General features: G+C 59.7%; 11 protein-coding genes. 8 read left to right on the top strand and 3 right to left on the bottom strand.

All coding sequences use genetic code 11. The annotated features are described in order from the left end of the window. Positions 1-68: 68 nt before the first annotated feature. From ATI14_RS12280 to ATI14_RS12270, 3 genes are all read right to left on the bottom strand, one after another. Positions 69-3,803 carry an autotransporter domain-containing protein gene (locus tag ATI14_RS12280; protein ID WP_016974558.1) on the bottom strand — a complete coding sequence of 1,245 codons (3,735 nt, stop codon included), beginning with the start codon at positions 3,801-3,803 and terminating at the stop codon, positions 69-71. Positions 3,804-4,114: 311 nt separating this feature from the next. Next, entirely contained in the window at positions 4,115-5,509 is a 1,395-nt protein-coding gene (locus ATI14_RS12275; protein WP_016974557.1) for a PhoH family protein, read from the bottom strand. A gap of 346 nt (positions 5,510-5,855) precedes the next feature. Further along, entirely contained in the window at positions 5,856-6,980 is a 1,125-nt protein-coding gene (locus ATI14_RS12270; RefSeq protein ID WP_016974556.1) for a polysaccharide deacetylase family protein, read from the bottom strand. An 81-nt stretch (positions 6,981-7,061) separates the two neighbouring features. On the opposite strand from ATI14_RS12270, the gene ATI14_RS12265 reads away from it, so the two are divergent. From ATI14_RS12265 to ATI14_RS12225, 8 genes are all read left to right on the top strand, one after another. Then, entirely contained in the window at positions 7,062-7,850 is a 789-nt protein-coding gene (locus tag ATI14_RS12265) for a type VI immunity family protein (protein ID WP_231124387.1), read from the top strand. A gap of 68 nt (positions 7,851-7,918) precedes the next feature. Beyond that, positions 7,919-8,767, top strand: coding sequence for a type IVB secretion system protein IcmH/DotU (gene icmH, locus ATI14_RS12260; RefSeq protein WP_017255605.1), 849 nt, complete (start codon positions 7,919-7,921; stop codon positions 8,765-8,767). A 64-nt stretch (positions 8,768-8,831) separates the two neighbouring features. Continuing rightward, positions 8,832-9,071 (top strand): DcrB/PsbP domain-containing protein, encoded by a 240-nt coding sequence (locus ATI14_RS12255; protein WP_100831487.1) that lies wholly within the window; start codon positions 8,832-8,834, stop codon positions 9,069-9,071. Between the two features lie 42 nt (positions 9,072-9,113). Continuing rightward, positions 9,114-12,662, top strand: a complete 3,549-nt coding sequence (locus ATI14_RS12250; protein ID WP_016974196.1) for a DUF6531 domain-containing protein — start codon at positions 9,114-9,116, stop codon at positions 12,660-12,662. A 113-nt stretch (positions 12,663-12,775) separates the two neighbouring features. After that, on the top strand, positions 12,776-13,555 hold the full coding sequence (gene yaaA, locus ATI14_RS12245; RefSeq protein WP_016974197.1) for a peroxide stress protein YaaA: 780 nt from the start codon (positions 12,776-12,778) through the stop codon (positions 13,553-13,555). Positions 13,556-14,416: 861 nt separating this feature from the next. Beyond that, complete coding sequence (locus ATI14_RS12240) at positions 14,417-15,733, top strand: nucleotide sugar dehydrogenase (protein ID WP_016974198.1); 1,317 nt, start codon at positions 14,417-14,419, stop codon at positions 15,731-15,733. Positions 15,734-15,814: 81 nt separating this feature from the next. Next, positions 15,815-17,296, top strand: a complete 1,482-nt coding sequence (alg8, locus tag ATI14_RS12235) for a mannuronan synthase (protein ID WP_165448258.1) — start codon at positions 15,815-15,817, stop codon at positions 17,294-17,296. A gap of 37 nt (positions 17,297-17,333) precedes the next feature. Then, on the top strand, positions 17,334-18,500 hold the full coding sequence (locus ATI14_RS12225; protein ID WP_016974200.1) for an alginate biosynthesis protein Alg44: 1,167 nt from the start codon (positions 17,334-17,336) through the stop codon (positions 18,498-18,500). The last annotated feature ends 9 nt before the right edge of the window (positions 18,501-18,509 follow it).

Genomic DNA, 18,509 nt, shown 5'->3' with positions numbered 1-18,509 from the left:
AAGAGCCGGGGCCGTTTCGCGACCCGGCGGGAGCAAGCTCCCTCGCCACAAGTAATCAACAACAGTTCTCAGAAGCGGAAAGTAAATCCGGCATTGATCCCGTTGTTGTTGCCCCGGTTCGACAGCACGCCGCTGTAGCTCAAGGACACCAGGGTGTCCCGAGTCAAGGCCATTTCCGCACTGGCCTTGATCACCGCGCCATCCCGGGCCACGGGCACGCTGTTGACGGCAAAGGCATTGTCACTGCCGGCAAACTTCAGCGAGGCTTCACGGTCGGTGTCGCCAAACTGATGCTCCCAGCCCAATTCACCACGCAGGGTCACCGCTGACGTCGCGCTGATCGGCACCTGGGTGTGCGCGCGCAGGCCCAGGGTCGAGAGCGTGGCGTCCTGGCTTTGCTTGCTGGCATGCAGGGCGGCGGCACCGCCTTTTTCCTTGAACGAATCGCTCTGATGGTTCAAGTACGTCAGGTTGGCGAAGGGTTCGAACAGGTTCCACTGGGTGTAGCCGATTTCGGCAAATACCTGGTCGGTGCGGGCGTTGTAGTCGGCCTTGTCGTAATCCGATTGGTTGGCATAAGCCACGCGCCGCGAGCTGTCGATACGGTGCCAGGTGGTGGCGCCGCCCAACCGCAGGGCAATCGCGTCGAAGCGTTTACCGCCATACACCGACAGGTGATAGTTGTCGCTGTCCGCCGAAGCCGATTCGCCATTGAGGTGGCTCTGGGTGTAACCGGTGGCCGCGCCCACACGCCAGCCGTCGCCCACTTCCGTATCCAGCCCCAGCAACACGCCGCTGGTGGACGAGGAATAGCCGCTGGCATTGCTGTCACCGCTGACGTTATTGCGACCGCCGAGCAACTGCACCCAGCCACCGTTATCGCGGGTGTCGATCTGCGCACTGGAATCCAGCGACTGGGCCTGCTGCAAGCGGCTGTTGACCGCCTCACGGATGTAACGGCTGTCGGCCATTTGCGCCGCCGCCACGTCCGAGTGCAATTGCCCCGAAAGCTGCTTGAACGCCGCCTGCGCCTGCGCGGCCGAGTCTGAGGCCAGCAGGCTTTCATACACCGGACTGCCCGTGCCCAACGCTTCGATTGCCGTCGCCGCAGCCCGCTCGTTGCGGGTTTGCGCGATGCTGGCGAAGCTCGTTTGGTTGCGTTCCACCGCCAACGTCAACTGGTTCGGCTGATAGCTGAGCTGCGCACCGATGAACAGGTAGTTGGGCGAAATCGCCGCGAACTGCCCGTTGATGCCCTGGGCGGCGCTGAGGATGCTGAATTGCTGGCCGACCAGGCTGCGCGCTTCGCTGGCGGACAACAGGTTGGGGCTGTTTTCCAGGGACACGGTCACCACACCGCCGTTAAGCGTGGCGACGCCGCTGCTCTGGATCTGATCGCTGCGCCCGTTGGGGCCGACTTCGACCGCGTACACCGAGCCGGGGTTGAACGTCACGTTGCCGGTGTGCAACGTGCCGATCGAATGCCCCGGCGCCACACGGCCACCGTTGTTGACGGTGAGCACGCCCACCGAGCCGTTGCCGGCCAGCGTGCCGCCCAGCGTGGTCACCACGCCGTTACCGGAATCGCGCACGCCCACGGCACTGCCGTCCACCGTCACCGCGGAAGTTAGGCTGCCATCCACCGACAGCTTGCCGCCACGCACCCAGGTGCTGCCCGAATAGGTGTTCTGCCCTTCCAGCACCAGCTCGCCGTCGCCGGACTTGGCGAGGCTGCCGACGTAAGTGCTGCCGGTCAGCAAGTCCTGGCCGCGCGTCAAGGTCGCCTGCTCCCGGGCATGGCCGATTTCGTATTCGAACTGGTCATCCGCCGAGGCGCCGGCCGGCAGGCCGTTGAGCCAGCCTTTCTGCTGCTTGGTCGCCGCCCAGGTGGCCTGTTCCGCAGCGTCTTCCACGCGCCGGGCGCGAATGGCCTCATCGGAAATCGAGTTGGCCCAGATATCCCGGGTACCACCTGGCAGCGCCACCGCCATCGAACCGAGGAATTGCCCCGGCCCTTGCATGGCTTTTTGCAGGTTGGGCAGGCCCCAGCCACTGACCACACCCGGCACTTGCGGGGTACCCGGGGCGGCATCGTGTACGGGCTGCAAATTGTCGTACGTGCGGCCACCGGTCAGGCTGCCGACCGGCGTGTCCGGGCCGTCCGGCGCTTGCAGGCTGGACGTGGTCAGCAACACGTCCCGTGCCTGGCTGGCAGTCATGTAGGGGAAACGCTGAATCACCAGCGCCAGGGCCCCGGAGACGCTGGGCGCAGCCGCCGATGTGCCGTTGGCATTCGGAATGATTTCACCCTCCGGCCCGGTGGACGGAATGCCCGAAACGCCCATCACACACCACCATTTCGAGGTGCCGCAACGGTTGTAGACCTGTGCGCTGGTTTCGTCATAACCGGTGATCGAAAGGAATTTGCTTTCGATGTCCGGCTTGAAAAACGGCAGGTTGGCGTTGGTGTCCGGGTTCGCGCCGTGGCTGTCGTTGCCGGCGGAAATAATCTGGATGAAGCTGTTTTGCCGCGCGGCGTCGGCCATCGCGTCCATCCAGGTTTTCTGCCCGGCGTGGGCCTTTTCCCAGAACGGGCGATAGGCAGCGGTCATGTCGCGCAGGTTGTCGGCGGCGCTGTCGCCGACATTGCCGAAATGGTTTTCCACGTCATTGCGTGAGTTCTGCCCCCAACTCTGGTTGACGATCGACACATTCTTCGCCGCCAGCGCGTTGTAGCTGGCCATGAAGGCGTTGTAGTCCAGGTCATTGGAGCCCTGAAAGCGGTTGTCGTCGGTACCGCCGGTATTGGCCACGAAAATATTCGCGTCAAACGCAATGCCGTGCATGCCGGTGCCGTTGCGGCTGGCGCCCAGCACGCCGGACATTTCCGTACCGTGGCCGTCGTTGATGGCGGGGTCGTATTCGCCGGAAATGCTGAAATGCTCACCCTTCTGGAACTCGCCGTCCGGCGTGTCATGGATGTAGCGCGGGTGGGTGGCGTAGTACTCGCCGGTGGACGTCACTGCCTGTACACGGTTCTGGCCCTGGGCGTTCTTGCCCTGGAACTCGAAGTGTTCGGTGAGGATGCCCGAGTCGAGCACACCCACATTCACGCCCTTGCCTGTCATGCCCAAGGCATAGGCGTAATACGCGTTGGTGCGGTCCAGGCCGGAGTTGACCTGAGCCTCCGGGGTTTTCCAGGTTTGTGCGTTGGCACTCCAGTCGCGGGTGGCGGCGGCCCAGGATTGCCCCGCCTGCAACTGCGCGTTCAGGTTGCTGCTCACCCCCGGCTCCACATAGGTGTAGGGCTTGGCCGCCGGCAGGTTGGCGATGATCGCCTTGGAGAAATCCAGAATATTGGTGGTGTAGCGGCCACTGTTGCTGAACAGCCGGCTGCGGTAGTAATCCAGGCGCGAGGCATAGTCCAGCGGGCGTTTGGTGTCACCCAGCATGGCGCCGATGGTGAGGTTTTCCGGTTGCAGCTCGTAGTTTTGCTTGAGGGCCGAATCGAATTTGCCGGACTGCGCGGCGAAATCCCTGGCCGCCAGATCGACGATATCCGCGTAGGCAAACCGCAGGTTTTTGTACACGTCGGTATTGGGGCCAAAGGAGGCAACCGCTTTCCTGAACGCCGATTCCAGCACCTGCGGGGTGTAGGGGTTAGGGTCATCTGCCCGGGCCATGGAGCCCTGGCCCAGCCATAACGCCAGGCCGAGTGCGATGGGGGTGAGCGGTATCGGTTTGGAGCGAGAAGCGCGTTTGCGTTTTTCAGACAAAGTGAAGCCATTACCTGCTACGTCCATTCTTCCTTTCCCTTTGGATAAGTGCTTCGTCAATGAGCGATGTATCGGGCTTTTTGTAATAGGCAGGGTCACAGCGAAAACCCAAAAGGGTTTTCAACCTGTCGTCGAATCAAAGAGGTGGTGTTTCGACGGGGTTACGCAGTGTTCTTATTATGTTCGGCGATAAAAAAATGTAACAAAATAAATACAAAGCCCACAAGCACCCACGGCGCGTTATCGAAGGCAAATGTCGCCCACAACAAAAACCCCGGATTTCGTGAAAAATCCGGGGTGGTTCGTGGCATTTAGCCACTAACTACGACATGACGTGTTTACAGATGGGACTCGGCGTATTCAGCCAGAATCGAACGAGGTACCCCTTGCAGCGCGATGTGCACGCCGTTCGGGAAGTCTTTGAAACGTTCCGTCAGGTAAGTCAGCCCGGAGCTGGTCGCGGACAGGTAAGGGGTGTCGATCTGTGCCAGGTTGCCCAGGCACACCACTTTGGAACCGGCGCCGGCACGGGTGATGATGGTTTTCATCTGGTGCGGCGTGAGGTTCTGGCATTCATCGATCAAAATCAGGCTTTGCTGGAAACTGCGACCCCGAATGTAGTTGAGGGATTTGAACTGCAACGGCACTTTGCTGAGGATGTAATCGACGCTGCCATGGGTGTTTTCGTCATCCATGTGCAAGGCTTCGAGGTTGTCGGTAATCGCCCCCAGCCACGGCTCCATTTTTTCCGCTTCGGTGCCGGGCAGGAAACCGATTTCCTGGTCCAGGCCCTGCACGCTGCGGGTGGCGATAATACGGCGATAGCGTTTGGTCACCATGGTCTGCTCGATGGCAGCCGCCAGGGCGAGGATGGTTTTCCCCGAGCCGGCAGCGCCGGTCAGGTTGACCAGGTGAATGTCCGGGTCGAGCAGCGCATACAGCGCCAGGCTCTGGTAGATGTCACGCGGTTTCAGGCCCCAGGCTTCCTGGTGCAACAGGGGTTCCTGATGCAAATCGAGGATCAGCAGCTTGTCGACCTGGATCTCTTTGATCCAGCCCACAAACCCCTGTTCGTCGATGATGAATTCATTGATGTGCACGGCCGGCAGGTTGTCGATCAGCTGTACCTGGTGCCAGGTGCGGCCATGGTCCTGACGGGTTTCGACCTTGCTCACAAGGTCCCAGAACGAGCCGGTCACCGTGTGGTAACCACGGGACAGCATCGACACATCGTCGACAAGCTGGTCGGTACTGTAGTCCTCGGCAGCGATCCCACATGCTCGTGCCTTGAGGCGCATATTGATGTCTTTGGTCACCAGCACCAGGCGCAGGTCCTTGTCGCGCGCATGCAGGTCGATCAATTGGTTGATGATTTTGTTGTCGTTCAGATTTTCCGGCAGCAGGCTGTTGGGCTCGTTGCCCTTGCTCATCAGAATCGACAGCAAGCCTTTGGGCCCGCTTTTGCCACGCTGGATCGGTACGCCGACTTCAACGTCCTCGGGTGAGGCTTCACCCAGGGTTTTGTCGATCAGGCGGATGGCCTGGCGGCATTCGGCGGCCACGCTGTGGTGCCCGCTTTTGAGTTTGTCGAGCTCCTCAAGCACGATCATCGGGATGGCGACGTGGTGTTCTTCGAAGTTAAGCAGTGCGTTTGGATCGTGGATCAATACGTTGGTATCAAGCACATAAAGGATTGGCTGGTCGGAAGAAGGGTTACGTCCATGATCATCCATACTCGGTCACCTTTGTGGGAGCCAGTCGACGCAATACCTGGGCGGTGCTGCGCCTCGATTCGACCACCGAATGCACCTGAGGGACGTCAAGTGCATGCCCACATGAGGAGTCTGGGAAGACGCCACCTGTGCTGCAGGTTTCGGCGGTCTGACTTCGTAATACCGCAAAAGCCATGACAGGAAAAAGCACTTTGACGCTTTTTTGAAGTTTATTTTTCAGGATGACGAATAGCACTAGCCGAGTGCCAGCCACCCCGTTAAAGTCGGAAGTCCGCCTGCATCGAATTGTCGCAAAAAATCACCCCGAAAACGCCTCATCCCCAACGGGGCCGGGCACTTCGCCTTTTTAACGAAAAGCTTCCCGGCAGTCCTGCCAACCCAGCCCGCTTTGCGCCGTCGCCTGCATCAGCAGAGGCAATGCCACCCGCGCCTTGTCCTGGGTGTCGTGGAACACAATCACCCCTTTGCGCCACAGCAACATCAGCGTCAGCACGCGCTGCGCCGACTCATCCGGCTTGAGCATGCCCGGATCGTCCTGGGAATCGATGTCCCACAACGCCACCTGCAAACCCTGGGACTGAAAGAAGCCCTGACTGTCTGCCCGGCGCTGGCCATAGGGCGGGCGAAACAGCGGCACGTAGTTTTCCGGCATCAGGTTCTGCGCCAGCGCCGCGCTGCGGGTGATTGAGCTTTGCCAGTCCACCCAATGGCTGTGGGAGCGGTACTGCCAACCCTGAATGCCCACGCACTGGCCCTGGTACAACGCCTGCACGTCGGCAGCGGAACTGCGCTCCACGCGGTTTTGCAGGCTGCTGCCGAGGGCGAAGAAGGTGGCATTCATCTTTTGTTTGCGCAGGTAGTCGGTGAGCCAATCGGTATTGCCGCTGACAGGCGCCGGGCCGCCGTCGAAGGTCAGCAGGAACATCCGGTCATTGAGCTCATCACCATTGCGCTCGTGATCGCCGAAGCGGGCGATTTCGCTGCTGATCTGCGGAAACAGCGCGGCCTTGCGCAGCAGTTCATCGAGGTAGCGCTCGTGAAAGTGATGGCTGGGGGCGGCCCAGCCTATATAGAAGGAGTTGTCGCTGACCTCGAATTTACCGGCCTGCTCGCGCAGGTCATCCATGCTCTCCACCAGGTAGCAGAACGACGCGTCTTCCTCGCAGCTTTGCTCGGCGTGGGTATAGTTTTCCAGCAGGCGTTGCCAGAGTTGGCGGCGCAGGTCGTCGATGGCGGCCAGGTTGATGATTTTCAGGCCAAGGCGTTGTTTGAGTGCGGTTTCGTCCTGGGCTTCGCTGGCGATCAAGCTGTGAGCGAACATCAGGATTTCGGCGCGTGAGGCGACGTCGAACAACGCGGGGCTGCTGAGTTTTTCGGGCCAGGTACCACGGTCGAGGCTGGCCACGTCTACCGGCGCGGCTTGGGCACTCAGGCATAGCAGGAATGCCGACAATAAAAGCGCTATTCGCACGCGAAATCTTCCTCTCCAGAGTCGACGGCCACTATAGCCGATCACATTGACCAGCATGGAAATAGGCTGCGTTCGACTTGAGTGTCCTTCTTTTGGAAAAACACAGAAACGTCCGACATCCATTGCAGTCGCGCGGGTAAGAGACCTCTGGATTCCCTCCGAGCTATTGAAGGGCTTGCAATACGATTCTATCTTCCCGTAGAAGAATTAAAAAACAACGGAACAGTCCACTTCGAAAAATTAATACTAGACATGTGCAATACTTTACGCCCACTGCATGGAACAGCCGGATTAGGCATTCAAAACAGTTACGAAATACAAAATTATCAGCATATTGAATACGAGCTACTAGAAAACTTTAGAGGCATTGATTTAACCCTCTTAATTGCAAACGAGACTTGGCGCACTGGCTACAGCAACCTTAACTGGTACACCTATCTTGCCCACCATTGGGTAAGCAAATTAGGAACCACCGAGGACTTGCTCGAACAACTCAACGACGTACGCATAGGCATCTTGCCTTACGAATGGGGCACAATTTTTCGTGCGGGGGCCTGGCCTGCTCTGGGCAAAGCCGATGTTGACCCGCGCCCTGAGTTATATGTGATGGTCAATGAAGTACTAAAGCCGTTGCGGGTGAGCAATATTGGCTCGCTGCATTACGGCTCGGTAGCCGGCGAAGTGCGCCTCAACGAGCGAACCAGTAACCAATGGCTGCGTCGCTTCGACCGACCCAAAGGCTGCCCAAAACATGAGCCTTCGCCTCTGTACCGCCGCATATCAGCAGCAGAGCAACAACGATTAAACGCTAGCAAGCAGATGTTTGATGAATTTCTAAACAAAGCCCCCGACGGCAACCCAAAGGTTTAATGGCTTACACAACTCAAGTGAACTTACAAAGTGAAGGTCGCAGCCCTTGGCGATCAGGAGATCATTAAATGAAAGAATACCTACCCAGCAAAAACGCGCCGGCAGCGAGCGAAAGTGCCCCACTTTTCGACTACTCGCAGCAGGGTACCAACAGCGAAACAAACGACCTCGCTGAGGACACGGCCAAGCCCAAACCCGAACCGCTGCTCGCAGACCCTGAATTCGACATGCGCGGCCTGGCGTGGAACCCACTGTGCGATGCCGCCACGCCCCTGATCGGCCTGGTGATCCGCCTGCGTCGCCTGGACCACCATGATGATGTGACCGCGCTATACAAAAGCGTCAGCAACCAGATCACCACGATCATGGAAGAAGTCAGCCAGCTCGACTACGACGCCGGCATGCTCAAGGCCTACTCCTACAGCCTGTGCCTGCTGATCGACGAAGTGGTCATGCGCACCACCTGGGGCAGGCTCTCCACTTGGAGTGAACGCTCATTGCTCAGCCAGTTCCATGGGGAAACCCGAGGCGGTGAGCGGTTCTTCACCATCATGAACAACATGATCCCCGAAGCGGCCCGGTACCAGCACGTGCTGGAGTTCATGTACCAGTGCCTGATCTCCGGCCTCAAAGGCAAATACGGCGCCCATAGCAAGGGCGATGACGAAATACAGAAGATCATCGACCAACTGCACAGCCTGCTGCGCCCACTGCGTGGCGAGACGCCCAAACGCCTGACCGACCCGTTGACCAACGTTGCTCCGCGCAATTACCGCATCAAACGGACGTTGCCGCTGTGGACTCCGTGGGCGCTCGCCGCCGTCGTACTCGTCACGGCTTACACGATCTACACCTTGCGCCTGAACGCTATCACCCAAGAGGTGCTTGCCTCGCTGGACAACATTCTCAAGCTCTAACCCCTACGTAAAAACTATCAGGAGGCCATATGCCTGCCGTCGTTTTGGCCGGTCACGAGCATGCTTGTCCAGCGTGCTGGCCGAGCAAAAGCTGATGGACATCCGCAGCGAGATCTGTTTCGCCCCCCCCCCGCGACAAGTCCAATTCACTCAAGGCCATACGCTCTCTTGCCAGTGCCAACTGGCCTGTGAACTGCCTGGCCAACCGCGGCTGCTGGCGCTGACTTACAGCAAGGGCGACGAGCTTGCACACGCTGATTTCGATCACTGGCAACACATCAAACAGTCCCTTCGGTTCGCCTGAGCCGTTCTTCTCGAACTGACCTGATCGCAAGGAAGATGATTCGTGGCAGACACCGTACACGCCGCCCGTGTGGGCGACCCCATACTGCATACCTCCGTATGGGCTGAAATCCTTGCCACCGTCGCAGAAGCTGCCGTGTATGCCGCTGTCACTGCTGCAGTCATCGCGGCAGCGCCTTTCGTCATTGGCGCCGCTGCCGTCGCAGCCGCAGGCGCGGTGGTGATCAGCATAGGCGCCGGGTTGCTGGTCACCGCGACAAGTTTGATTCCTGCCGGTGACAAATCCATCGGTGAACACTTCAGCGATGCGTGCAGTGACTTTTTCAACGCAATCATTCCCCCGACCCCTCAGGGGAACATCGCAAGCGGTTCGGTTGATACCCGAATCAATAGCCAACTGGCAGCCCGTGCCGCCGGCACACAAACCGATGAGCCGGACGAGCCTTCCCCCAAGCCCAGCGTGATGGACACTATTTTCGGTGTGCTCGTCGGACTAAATCCCGCAGTTGCCATTTACCAAACCATCGACGGGATCATCAACCCGCCCATGGTGGCCGAACCTGCCAGTGGAACCCGGCCCGCCGAACTGGACCAGGTGGCGTGCATGCGGCACCTGCCCATGCCCACGCAGTACCTGGCCGAAGGTTCCTCGGAAGTCTTCATCAATGGCCAGCCCGCCGCCCGTAGTGGTGATCGCACCACCTGCGAGGCCACCGTCGGCTCAGAGACCGACGTGTCACCCGACGTTCGCATCGGCGGTGAGCCTTTGGTGGTGCGGCCCATTCAAGGTGGAAAAAGCAAGATCGGCATGGCGGCGGGCATCATTGCCGGCATCCTCATCGCGAGGAAGTTCGGCCCGAAGAGCTGCACCGTGGGCAACCCGGTGGCGGTGTCCACCGGCAGCAAGCTCCAGGACGGCCCGGAAGATCTGGACTTCACCCTCCCCGGCCTCCTGCCCATCGTGTGGGCACGTCGGTACAACAGCAATGACCGGCGCGACAACGGGCTATTCGGCGTCGGCTGGAGCGTGTTCTACGAAGTTGAAATCCTGCGCGTGCCGCACCCGGACGGCGGCGACCTGTGGGTCTATGTCAACGCCGAGGGTGAGCGCCTGGAGCTTGGGCAACTTCAGCCCGGCAATCGTTTTGTCAGCCCCCTCGATGGCTTGGCGTTCTTCGAGATGGGCAATGGCCTGACGGTAGTCGAGGACATCCATGACGGCCTGTATCAGGTCTTTGAAACCGACCCGCACAACCCGCAACGTTCACGCCTGGTACGCCTGGGCGACCGCAACCGCAATACCGTCAGCCTGCACCATGACGACCTGGGCCGATTGCTGCACCTGCTCGACCCGAACAGCCGCATCACCGTGCGCCTGCGCTACAACGACCGACACCCACGCCGGGTGGAGCGGGTTGAGCGCCTGTACTTCAGTGACGAAGGCCCCGGCCACCTGCAGCGCAGCGAGCTTTTGGTGCACTACCGCTATGACAACCATGGCGACCTGAACGCAGTGCTCGATGCCAACGACCAGGTGCTGCGACGCTTTACCTATACGCCCGAACGCTACATGAGCAGTCATACACTGCCCACTGGCGCCACGCGTCACTATGCCTGGGCATCTTTCAAAGTCCCCGAGCAACGCCCGCGACCCGTTCGCGCCGACGGTACGCCCTACACCCTTCCACCTTTGCTGGAACCGCAACCCGACCATGAATGGCGGGTCACCCGCCACTGGGGCAGCGATGGCGAGGACTATCGTTTTCACTACGACCTGGCCAAGGGCGAAACCCTTGTCGTTGACAGCCTTGGCCGCGAAGACCGCTATTACTGGGGCACGTTGTACGAGGTCTACCACCACATCGACCCGCTGGGCCAGTGTTGGCACAGCGACCTGCTCGCCGGGCAACTGCTCAAAACCACCGACCCGCAAGGTGGCGAATGGCACTACGTCTACGATGACCTCGGCCGCCTGATCGAGACCCGCGACCCGCTCGGGCGCAACGAACATATCGTCTACACCGAACACTGGGCACTGCCGCTGAGCATCACTGATCGCGGCGGGCACACCCGCACCTTCAGCTACGACGAACGCGGCAACCTGCTCAGCGAAAAGGACCCGCTTGGGCACATCACCCGCTACCGCCATGACCCTCAAGGCCAGGTGGTGGAGATCGTCGATGCCCACGACAAACCCAAGACCCTGGCATGGAACCGCTATGGGCAACTGCTGCTGTATCGCGATTGCTCCAACTCGGAAAGCCACTACCGCTACGACGAGCGCGGCTACCTGTGCGCCAGCACCAATGCCCGTGGCGAGACCACTCAGTACCGCTACGATCTGCGCGGCCAACTGATCGAAAGCGAGCGCCCAGACGGACGCATCGACCGCTACCAGCGCAACCTCGCCAGCCAGCTCACCGAGTACACCGACCCGGCCAACCTGCGCACCCAGTACCACTACGACCCCAGCGGGCGGATCCAGCAGCGCATCGATGCGCTGGGGCAAAAGGTGCGTTTCAGTTATGACGCCTACGGGCGTTTGCAGGAATTGCGCAACGGGAACGACGAGGCTTACCGCTTCAAGTGGGATGCCCTGGATCGCCTGACCGCCCAGGCGGATTTGGACGGCAGCTACCGCGTTTACCACTACAACGCGGTGGACGACATCACGGGTACTGACGCCCACCCCACGCCAGCGCCGGAACCGCGCACCACCTATGAGGACGGCCCGCCGCCTCTGGAGTCAGACGTCCCCATTCGACATCGCTTCACCCGCGATGCAGTGGGCCGATTGCTGCGTAAAACGACCGATGACGGCGTTACTGACTATGCCTACGATGCTGCCGATAACCTGCTCGCGATCACTTTTAAAGCTCACAACGGCGAACAGCAGCAACTGAAGTTTCGCTATGACGCCCTCGGTCGACTGCTCACCGAAACCAGCCACGCCGGCGAGCTGGGTTATCACTACGACGCCTTGGGCAATCTTGAAACCCTGACCCTGCCCGACAAACGTCAACTCAACCACCTGTACTACGGCAGCGGCCACCTGCACCAGCTCAACCTCAACGGCCGGGTGATCTGCGATTTCGAACGCGACCAACTGCACGATGAAGTCCTGCGTACCCAGGGCAGCCTGCTCACCCGAACCCGCTACGACCGCAGCGGACGCCTCAGCCAAAAATCCCTGCACTACCGCAACGCCGCGCGTGAAGAACTGCCCCTGCTGGATAAACGTTACGAGTACGACGCCAGCGACAACCTGATCATTGAGCGCCTGACCCAGACCCAACGCCGGGGCGGTAGCGATCCCCGCCAATCGCTGCCGGACGACGGCCTGCTCGGACGCTTCCTCGGCCAGAGCCACGGCAAAAGTGTCGTGGGCAACGAACACTATATTTACGACGCCACCGAACGCATGCGCGACCATCGTCACAGCAACCCACACAACCCGGAGCTACACCGCGAAACCTACAACTACGACGCTGCGGCTAACCTGCTGCCCACTGGCCGCATGGGCGACTACGTCAAACACAACCGCATGCATGTGTTAGATAACAAACGCAATCGCTGCTCTGCCGGCCGATGACTCGAGAAACTATGGTCATTTAGCCCGCATCCACAGGCATCTATCGCCATCATAGGTGGAGTCAAACCGCCCCAGCCCCTAGAATCCCTCCCACGATTACAGGAGCCAACTTCATGCTGATGGTGATTTCCCCCGCCAAAACCCTCGATTTCGAGTCCAAACCGGCCACCCCGCGCTTCACCCAGCCGCAATACCTCGACCACTCCCAGGAGCTGATCGAGCAACTGCGCGAGCTGACCCCGGCGCAAATCAGCGAGTTGATGCACGTCTCCGACAAGATCGGCGGCCTCAACGCCGCACGCTTTGGCAGCTGGACCCCGGCGTTCACTCAGGCCAACGCCAAGCAGGCGCTGCTGGCCTTCAAGGGTGACGTGTACACCGGCCTCAACGCCGACACCTTCACGGATGCCGACTTCAGTTACGCCCAGGACCACCTGCGCATGCTCTCGGGCCTCTATGGCCTGCTGCGCCCGCTGGACCTGATGATGCCGTACCGCCTGGAAATGGGTACCAAACTGCCCAACGCCCGTGGCAAGGACCTGTACGCATTCTGGGGTACGCGCATCAGCGAATGGCTCAACGAAGCGCTGGCCGAACAAGGCGATGACGTGCTGCTCAACCTGGCGTCCAACGAGTACTTCTCGGCGGTCAAGCGCACGGCCCTGAACGCGCGCATTATCAACACCGAGTTCAAGGACCTGAAAAACGGCCAGTACAAGATCATCAGCTTCTACGCCAAAAAGGCCCGGGGCATGATGAGCCGCTTTGTGATTGAAGAACGCATCAACGACCCGGTCAGGCTCAAGGAGTTTGACGTGCAGGGGTATCGCTTCAATGCGGAGCAGTCCAAGCCCGACAACCTGGTGTTTCTGCGCGATCACGCACCGGAATAAGGCCCTCAACAGCACAGATATTCAAATGTGGGAGCTGGCTTGCCTGCGATAGCGTCGGTGAATTCAACACCGCCATCCCAGGCAAGCCAGCTCCCACATTTTTTTCACCGTATTTCGCCCTTCAATATGTCATTATTTTGACGTCAAAAAACATACAGTCGCATTCCTAACGAATCTTTCACTCGACATTCGTCATTTTTTTTCGTAGTGGCACCACTTTTTTTTAACAGTAGTGGCACAAAACTATCCCCGCACGCCAACTACCTGCAACTACTGGCCCAAGTAGCAAGTGCTATCAATATACTACCAGTGCCATCTTTTCTAATATTTCAAGAAATTTCGGGAAACAGGATGAGCGGCCCGGAACTTCATCAAAACACGCGGCTCATACCACCGGTAACGAAATTCTCTGATTCTGTAAGAGATGACTTACATGGAGACCCAAGGAAGTAATCAAGTTGTCATATCAACTTATTAACAAGGGTCACTTCATCAACTGATTGAGTTGAGGGCGGCGATAAGGACTGGTTGCTATCCCCTATAGGCCAAGGCAGCGCTTACCTGAATGTGTCGGTGATGACACCCAAGGCATTGATATTTAAAGGCTATCAGCCTGTATCAAACCCTTGCGGCACCGGCGTCGGGCCCTTCCAGCAGGAAGCCCGGCTGCATTTGAGGGCAAGCCCCAATAACAAGGCCATGTTGCGCACAACTTGAGTGCAATAGTTAGTCACTCGCTAATTAACATGCCTGCACGCGGTAAGTCGGCGTCTATTCGCCTAACTTGCGCGGCATTCAGTGACGCTTGCAAACATGAACTCCGGCCATCTAATTGGCGTGATTAATAAAGAGGTAAATGCGATGCGCATCAGCATATTTGGTTTGGGTTACGTTGGCGCGGTGTGTGCCGGTTGCCTGTCTGCACGGGGCCACGAAGTGGTCGGCGTAGACATCTCCAAGGATAAGATCGACCTGATCAACGCCGGCAAATCGCCCATTGTTGAACCGGGTCTGGGCGAACTGTTGAGCCAGGGTATTCAAACCGGTCGACTGCGCGGCACCACCAACTTCGCCGAAGCCATTCGCGACACCGACCTGTCGATGATTTGCGTCGGCACGCCAAGCAAGAAAAACGGCGACCTGGAACTCGATTACATCGAAGCCGTGTGCCGCGAAATCGGTTTTGTCCTGCGCGACAAAGCCACCCGCCACACCGTGGTCGTGCGCAGCACCGTATTGCCGGGCACCGTGGCCAACGTGGTGATCCCGATCCTGGAAGACTGCTCGGGCAAAAAAGCCGGCGTCGACTTCGGCGTCGCGGTCAACCCGGAATTCCTGCGTGAATCCACCGCCATCGCCGACTACGACTTGCCACCGATGACCGTTATCGGCGAGTTCGACAAAGCCTCCGGCGATGTCCTGCAGTCGCTGTACGAAGAGCTCGACGCACCGATCATCCGCAAGGACATCGCCGTTGCCGAAATGATCAAGTACACCTGCAACGTGTGGCACGCCACCAAAGTCACCTTCGCCAACGAGATCGGCAACATTGCCAAGGCCGTCGGCGTCGACGGTCGCGAAGTGATGGAAGTGGTCTGCCAGGACAAGACCCTCAACCTGTCCCAGTACTACATGCGCCCAGGCTTCGCGTTCGGCGGCTCGTGCCTGCCCAAAGACGTGCGCGCCCTGACCTACCGCGCAGGCTCACTGGACGTGCAAGCGCCGCTGCTCAACTCGCTGATGCGCAGTAACGAATCCCAGGTGCAAAACGCCTTCGATATCGTCTCCAGCCACGACAAACGCAAAGTCGCGCTGCTGGGCCTGAGCTTCAAGGCCGGTACCGACGACCTGCGCGAAAGCCCGCTGGTGGAACTCGCGGAAATGCTCATCGGCAAGGGCTTCGACCTGAGCATCTACGACAGCAACGTCGAGTACGCCCGCGTCCATGGCGCGAACAAGGACTACATCGAAGGCAAGATCCCGCATGTGTCGTCCCTGCTCAACTCGGACTTCGATGACGTGATCAACAACTCCGACGTGATCATCCTCGGTAACCGCGACGAGAAATTCCGTGCCCTGGCGCACAACGCTCCACACGGCAAGCAAGTGATCGACCTGGTGGGCTTCATGGCCAACGCCACCAGCGCCGGTAGCCGTACCGAAGGCATTTGCTGGTAACAGCAACGGCGAGTTCCGGGCTGCAAGCGTACTTCCCCAGCGCTTGCAGCCGGGAGCCTTCTTCACCTTCGGATGACACTTATGTCCAAGTTAAAACACGTACTCCTTCAATCCGCCGGCTGGCTGTTCTTTTTGAGCCTGCTGATGGGACTCGCCCTGCTGCTGCCGGCGAGCACGTTCGACTCGCAGTCGAAGAATTTTATTTTCCTGATTGGCGCCGTGGGTATCTGGCGCTACTCGATGGGCGCTACGCATTTCTTTCGCGGCATGCTGTTCCTGTACGTGGTCTACCCGCACCTGCGCCGCAAGGTACGCAAGCTGGGCAAGGCCGCCGACCCATCCCATGTGTTCCTGATGGTCACCAGTTTTCGTATCGACGCGCTGACCACCGCGCAGGTGTACAGCTCGGTGATTCGCGAAGCCATCGAATGCGGCTTCCCCACCACCGTGGTGTGCTCGCTGGTGGAAATGTCCGACGAGTTGCTGGTGAAAAGCCTGTGGGAACGCATGAACCCGCCGGAACACGTGAAGCTCGACTTCGTGCGCATCGCCGGTACCGGCAAGCGCGACGGCCTGGCCTTCGGTTTCCGCGCCATCTCCCGCCACCTGCCGGATAACCGCGCCGTGGTGGCCGTGATCGACGGTGACACCGTGCTCGCCGAAGGTGTGGTCCGCAAAACCGTGCCGTGGTTCCAGCTGTTCGGCAACGTCGGCGGCCTGACCACCAACGAATTCTGCGAAGTGCGCGGCGGTTACATCATGAGCGAATGGCACAAGCTGCGCTTCGCCCAGCGTCACATCAACATGTGCTCCATGGCCCTGTCCAAGCGCGTGCTGACCATGACCGGCCGCATGTCGGTGTTTCGTGCCAGCGTGGTCACCGACCCCGGCTTTATCGCCGACGTGGAAAGCGACTCGCTGCAACACTGGCGCCTGGGCCGCTTCAAGTTTCTCACCGGTGACGACAAGTCCAGCTGGTTCAGCCTGATGCGCCTGGGCTACGACACCTTCTACGTGCCGGACGCCGCGATCAACACCGTGGAACACCCGCCGGAAAAGAGCTTCATCAAGGCCAGCCGCAAGCTGATGTTCCGCTGGTACGGCAACAACCTGCGCCAGAGCTCCCGCGCCCTGGGCCTGGGTGTACGCCGCCTCGGCCTGTTCACCAGCATCGTGCTGTTCGACCAGCGCGTGTCGATGTGGACCTCCCTGCTCGGTTTGACCGTGGCGATCATCGCCACCTTCAAATACGGCGGCGCGTTCATCCTCGCCTACCTGCTGTGGATCGGTATCACCCGCCTGATTCTCACCCTGTTGCTGTCGTGCTCCGGCCACAGCATCGGCCCGGCCTACCCGGTGATTCTCTATTACAACCAGATCATGGGCGCGCTGGTGAAGATCTACGTGTTCTTCCGCCTTGATCAACAGTCCTGGACCCGCCAGGACACCAAACTGACCCGCGATTTGGCCAGCTTTCAACGTTGGTTCAACACCTGGTCGTCTCGGACCATGACCTTCTCCGCCGGCAGCATTTTCGTCGCCGTGTTGCTGATGATGGTCTGACCCTGCCAAGCCTGAATTAACTAGGAAACCGAACATTATGAACAGCCCAGCAAACGTCAACGTTGTCCACGAATCCGAAGCCCAGCGCCAACATGCCCGCGTGAAAATCCCGGCCAAACTGCGCTTTTTCAACACTGACCGCACGCCGACCGAAGCACGGGTGATCGACCTGTCCGCCGGCGGCCTGGCCTTCACCTCCACCCAGCCGTTGACCGTCGGCGAAGTGCACAAGGGCCGCCTGCAATTCGTGATCGATAACCTGGGCCTGGCCATGGACGTGGAGCTGCAGATCCGCTCCTACGACCGCCAGAGCGGCCGCACCGGTTGCCAGTTCCAGAACCTGGAACCGCAGGACATTTCCACCCTGCGCCACCTGATCACCTCGCACCTGTCCGGTGACATCGTGACCATGGGGGACGTGCTCGCCACCCTGCAGCGTGACAACTTCACCAAGGCGCGCAAGGTCAAGGACAGCGGCAGCGGCATGACCGCGTTCGGCCGCCTGCGTGCAGTGACGTTCAGCGCGGGCATTTTCATCGTCGGCCTGGCCGCGTTCGGTTTTGTGTTCAAGTCGGTGTACGGCATGTACTTCGTCAGCCACGCCCAGGCGGGGCTGGTCAGCGTGCCGGGCATGAACGTGACCATGCCGCGCGACGGCACCGTGCAAAGCCTGCTCAAAGGTGACGCAGTGGCCGCCAAAGGCGCGCCGCTCGCCACGTTCAGTACCAGCATGCTCGACGTACTCAAGGGCCATCTGGACGAAGACCAACTGCAACCAGCCAAGGTGGAAGAGCTGTTCGGCAAGCAAATGACCGGCACCCTGACGTCGCCTTGCGATTGCGTGGTCGCCCAGCAACTGGTTGCCGACGGCCAATACGCCAGCAAGGGCGACGTGATTTTCCAACTGGTGCCACGCGGCAGCCAGGCCAATGTGGAAGCGCGCTTCACCTATCGCCAGTTCGCCGACGTTCGCCCGGGCACGCCGGTGAACTTCCAGGTGGCCGATGAAGAACAAGTGCGCACCGGCACCATCGTCAGCAGCACCAGCCTGAACAGCGCCGATTTGTCCTCCGACATCCGCGTGCAGATCAAGCCTGACGCACCGCTGGACAGCACCTACGCCGGCCGCCCGGTAGAAGTGACCAGCGACCGTGGCCCTTCGCTGAACTGGCTGATCGACAAAGCCATGGCTCACGGTCTGTAAGCAGAGGAC

Source organism: Pseudomonas tolaasii NCPPB 2192, from assembly GCF_002813445.1.
GTDB lineage: Bacteria > Pseudomonadota > Gammaproteobacteria > Pseudomonadales > Pseudomonadaceae > Aquipseudomonas > Aquipseudomonas tolaasii.
Note: the sequence above shows the minus strand (reverse complement) of the source record. Positions and strands in the feature narration are given on the sequence as shown.